General features: G+C 61.4%; 4 protein-coding genes and 1 CRISPR repeat array. All 4 genes read right to left on the reverse strand.

From position 1 onward, the window contains the following. Positions 1–7 precede the first annotated feature (7 nt). Positions 8–280: a CRISPR direct-repeat array (repeat unit 28 nt; unit sequence GTCGTCCCCACATGCGTGGGGGTGTTCC). A 126-nt stretch (positions 281–406) separates the two neighbouring features. Further along, entirely contained in the window at positions 407–1,165 is a 759-nt protein-coding gene (locus M9890_15440) for a ubiquinol-cytochrome c reductase iron-sulfur subunit (GenBank protein ID MCO5178347.1), read from the reverse strand. Beyond that, positions 1,162–1,479, reverse strand: a complete 318-nt coding sequence (locus tag M9890_15445) for a PadR family transcriptional regulator (protein MCO5178348.1) — start codon at positions 1,477–1,479, stop codon at positions 1,162–1,164. Before M9890_15445 ends, M9890_15440 begins: the two co-directional genes overlap by 4 nt. A 148-nt stretch (positions 1,480–1,627) precedes the next feature. Further along, positions 1,628–2,890, reverse strand: a complete 1,263-nt coding sequence (locus M9890_15450) for a hypothetical protein (protein MCO5178349.1) — start codon at positions 2,888–2,890, stop codon at positions 1,628–1,630. A gap of 465 nt (positions 2,891–3,355) precedes the next feature. Beyond that, positions 3,356–4,306, reverse strand: a 951-nt coding sequence (locus tag M9890_15455; protein MCO5178350.1) for a hypothetical protein, incomplete at its 5' end; no start/stop codon positions are given.

Genomic DNA, 4,306 nt, shown 5'->3' on the forward strand with positions numbered 1-4,306 from the left:
GGCGGATGTAGTCCCCACATGCGTGGGGGTGTTCCCCTCCCGACACCCCAAGGGGGTACCAAACTCGTGTCGTCCCCACATGCGTGGGGGTGTTCCGGTCGCCATGTAGGCGTTCACATCATTCTCTGCCGTCGTCCCCACATGCGTGGGGGTGTTCCCGTCGATCACATCGCCGTCGGCATCGACCGATGGTCGTCCCCACATGCGTGGGGGTGTTCCCAGAATGTCTACTTGTTGCAATTTCAGGAGACAGTCGTCCCCACGGGCATGGGCGAGTTCTGCCGACGGCGCGGATGCTCCAAACTACGGCTGAGCCGTCCTCACGCATCTGAGCGTGGTCCTTCGGACTGCACGGCATGCACTTGGTATCAAGGTCGTTCCCTCGCATCTGCGGAGTGAACCAACGTTACAACTTCAACGATTGGCTTGGGTCGTAGTCTGCGCGTTGGCGGATGTCGCCCGTGTTGATGGTGAGAGTGCCGGAGGTGTCGAGCTGGATTGGCATGATGTCCATCGGGCGCGGTGCCGGGCCTTCGATGCGAACGCCATGGCGGTCGTACACGGAATGATGGCAGGGGCAGTGGAAACGTCCTTCTTCATCGCTCCAGGGGACGGTGCAGCCGAGGTGCGGGCAGGTCCAGTAGAGCGCCAGGACTCCGTCATCGTTGTTGATTAGCCAGAACTTGCCCTGCAAGTCCTTGTACGGCGGGGCACCGACGGCAGGAAGCAGTGACAGCGGCACGCTGATTGGCTGGCCGAACGGACCGGTCTTGTTCGGGCGGGTGAACGCATAGGTCGCGATTCCGGCACCACTGAGCGCAACGGCTGCACTGCCGACGAGCGCATTGCGCAGGAACACACGTCGCGAGAATCGCCGCGTGTGTTCCGGTCGTGCAGGGCGATCTCCTCCAACCCGGATCGTCGTGCCCGGTTGCGGTGGTGAGGGTAGCCCGGATGATTGCAGCACGATCTGGCGCTCTGTTCCAGGCAACCAGGAGGATGGTCTCACTCGCGCATCGACTGCGCTGACGATGATATCGAGGAGATCGCGAGCTCCGATCGGATGATCCTCAATCAGGGCGAGAAACTCATCCTGGTAGTGCTCGCGCCAGGCGCGGGGGAAGAGCTTGATGAGCTTTGCGGTGCGTGGATGCTGCCGGGTCATGTGTTTGCCAATCGCTGTAGACCTGCCTGCGCCAGCTGCTCGACGCTGCTGAGGTGCTCGCGGAGCGCGGTTGCGCCGCTGGCGGTGAGTCGGTACGGGCGACGTCGATCGCTGCTCGGCAGCGCCTCGATCCAGCCGCGCGTTTCCAGCCGCGCCAGCGCGCCGTAGAGCGTGCCCGGTCCGACTCGTGTGCTGGCGATTTCCTCAACATCCTGCATGATCGCGTAGCCGTGCTTCTCACCACCAGCCAGGCTGATCAGGATTAGCAAGGCCGGCTCGGTGAATCGCCCGAGTCCTCCCAGCGCATCGCTCACGCCATTTCCTTCGCACTATATCGCCGCGCGCTATATCGGCTCACGTTATAGTAATCGCGAGCAGGCTTTCTGTCAACTGTGGACACTGACGGAATGACAAGGCCAACTGCGATCTCTACGCAGTCGGCCTTGTCATGTTGACCAATGGCTACGGCAACTGCACATCAATCTCCCACGGGCCGTCCAGGAATTCCCCGGTCTGTGATGAACTGAGCGTCAACATTGGAGTTGCAGGGTCGATACCGGCAAAGATCGCGCCGTGCTCCCCGGCGCCCAATGTTCCGTCTTCGCTCTTGCGTAAACTGGTTGCACCCATCACCGGGATAAAGACGTTGCCGTCTGTGTCAGTGGCGGTCATCAGGTGGCCCATTGGCGAGCCGAACATGCGGGTCGCTGACTCTACTGGTTCGGTATTTTCGACTAATGCGGTTAACTCTCCAGTAGCCTCATCAATTGTGACCTGTGTGACTTCAAGCCTCTCACCATGCAATATCAGCGGCTCGGACGACCAATCGCCAAACGGATCGTTGATAACGATCAATGCCGTTTCTGGCACGCCGCTCGAGAATGGGCCGAAGGAGACTGTTGCTGACAGGTCAGATTCCTTGGGCGGCGGGAATGTCGCGACGAAAGTGTTCGACCCATTCGATTGGATCGATCCGCCATCTCCATCGAGTTGCTCAATCTGGGTAGCAACAATGGTTGAGCCGTCTTCGAGATTCAATCGAACCTCATTCGTAGCACGATCAGTTGCGCCGGTCCGCTCACTGGCAATGGTGAAGTTCACGAATAGCCCTGCATCGCTGTTGGTGACACGGTCGACGGTGATGGTCAGCCCCTGGCTGGCAACGCTCTTGCCGAGGGCAATGCTGGTCGTCGACTTCATGGCGCTAAACAGTTCCGGTTGTAGTGGGAACTCCCAGGGGCCGTCAACGACGACCGGCCCGCCTTCGTCCAGCGCGAACGGCAGATTAGCGAACGTCACTGTGGCACCCTGCGCCGGGTCGGTGACTGGGCCAAGGGTGAGTGTCATGGTGAGCGAGGTCTCGCCGGTCTGGTGCGGCTTCATCTGGATGTTCAGCCCGGAGGTTTGCGGCTCGATCCCATCAAGCTTGAGTTGATTGCCGGGGAAGATCGGCCCAAGGACGTCCGGTACGTGCGACTCAACCGCCTCGTCCGGCAGCGTCACTGTGAAAGTCAGTTCGGTCTGAATCTGAGTGGCATCGACGTTGTCGAGTCTGATCGTGACGCCGTCTGATTCGCGCACGATGCCGGCGGCTGACGATGCGGACTGATCCCCCGTCTCATCGCCGCGGCCCTGCTCGATGGCCCAGATGGCGACGATCAGGCAGATGGCTGCAACGCCGATCAGGAGCCATCGCCGACGCTGCGGTTGTTCGGCGGATTGCATGGCGCAGCCCTTCTCTCTGGCTGCGCGGAGGGAGGCGGCGGGATGAGCGCGGCGCAGCATAGCGATGAACACGAAGCATGTTCTGCGTCTCTGCTTGATGCAAGGCTACGCCCCCCCGAAATATGTCAAATCAGGCGTGGCTCGATGGTTCGGTTGCTGGCGGAAGCATTTGAGTCGAGGTGGAGACCAGGCAGGTTGCGGAGCATCGCCGCACGTGCCGGTTGCCGGGTAGCGCATGGGACGCCCCGGAATATCAGACGATGCTGGTGCGGTTAGAACAGAATGATCAGCAGAATGATGATGATAATCAGGACCAGGAGACCGCCACCAATATACATGCGAGAGCGTTCCTTTCGATGTTGACGATCAACGGGCATGCGCTCGTTGCTGCTGCTCTCGTATGCAATGGTCGTGCCACGCAGCGCATTGCACCGCGCTGCATGGCACGACGCTGGCATGTTGCGGCTAGCCGCTGACGGCCGGTACGTTTGCCTGCTGAACGATGGCATTGAACGCAGGAACGTCCTCATTCAGCACCGATTCCAGTGCCGCAATCTGCGAATCGATGAGTTCGGCGAGATTGTCGTACAGCTCGATCATCTGGGCCGTTGGCGCAGTGTCGGACATCTCGAGCGCATAGCCGAGTGACGCGAGCTTGGTGTTCAGCTTGACCGGGTAGTTGAGCGTGTCCTGGCTCGACTTGGCCCGGACCTGCAGCAGTTCGCCTTCGATCGCGTCCAGCTTCTCGACCAGCGCCTTCGCGCCGCTCTTGATTGCCTCGGCGGCAGACGAGTCCTTCGCTCGAGTGACCCAACCGTTCGCCTGCTCGCGCAGTGCGCGAATGCGATTGACCGCGCGATTCAGTTCGCTGTGCTTGTCACGAATCTGCAGGCCGAGGGCGGTCTGTGCGGCGAAGTCTTCGGCGGTTGTCGCCAGCCGTGGGTCGGTCACCACGGTGAACGGTTGGCTGAACGATTCGTCGCCAACAGTCAGCCGCGCCTGATAGTCGCCAGGCGCAGCGATCGGGCCGCCGACTCCCGGCTGGTCGCCGCCCTTGCTGGTGATCTTTTCGGCATCGGCGTAGTGCAAATCCCAGACGAAGCGATTCAGCCCAACGGCGGTCGGCAGCTTCGGCTGGCCGTCGCCCTCCGGCTCGATGCCGTCGCTGGCCGGCGCGGGCTTGCTGGCGAACTCGTGGATCACCGCGCCGTCCCTGTCGAGGATCTCTAGCTTGATCGGTTCCTTCGGCTCCTCAGTCAGCGCGTAGTGGATCATCACACCGAACGGCGGATTGTTACCGGCGTCGATGAATGTGGCCTTGGTACCACCCTCAGGCGTCTTCTCGACCTCGTAGGCCGGGATCAGGCCGCCGACGAATGCGTAGTTGCGGCCCGGCACCGGCGCGTGACCGAAGCC

This window comes from Thermomicrobiales bacterium (assembly GCA_023954495.1).
Classification (GTDB): Bacteria; Chloroflexota; Chloroflexia; order Thermomicrobiales; family CFX8; genus JAMLIA01.

Coding starts and splice junctions, on each gene's coding strand:
- M9890_15440 (MCO5178347.1), bottom strand. CDS start 1,165: ATGACCCGGCAGCATCCACGCACCGCAAAGCTCATCAAGCTCTTCCCC.
- M9890_15450 (MCO5178349.1), bottom strand. CDS start 2,890: ATGCAATCCGCCGAACAACCGCAGCGTCGGCGATGGCTCCTGATCGGC.